The following is a 274-nucleotide window of genomic DNA, read 5'->3' on the forward strand; positions in this document are numbered from 1 at the left end:
AAAGCAGGGCCAAACAAGCGGCGCAGCCGCTTGCCCCCTTTGGGATAAGGGCCTTATCCTATTTCGCCGGATACAAAGCAAGGGGCGGGCCGAAGCCCGCCCCCTTGTGCATTTTCCCTGCGTCCGGCTGTAGGCTTAGCCCAGCAGCTGGAGCACGCCCTGGGGCAGCTGGTTGGCCTGGGCCAGCATGGCCTGGGCAGACTGCACCAGAATGTTGTTCTTGACGTACTTCATCATTTCCTCGGCCACGTCGGTGTCGCGGATGGTGGACTCG

The 274-nt window shown here is 62.0% G+C and carries 1 protein-coding gene; it reads right to left on the reverse strand.

Features of this window, described 5'->3' with window-relative positions:
• Positions 1-135: 135 nt before the first annotated feature.
• A partial coding sequence (locus D1646_RS00790) for a flagellin (RefSeq protein ID WP_279279901.1) occupies positions 136-274 on the reverse strand: 139 nt, incomplete at its 5' end.

It is taken from the genome of Pseudoflavonifractor sp. 60 (genome assembly GCF_009911645.1).
Classification (GTDB): domain Bacteria; phylum Bacillota; class Clostridia; order Oscillospirales; family Oscillospiraceae; genus Lawsonibacter.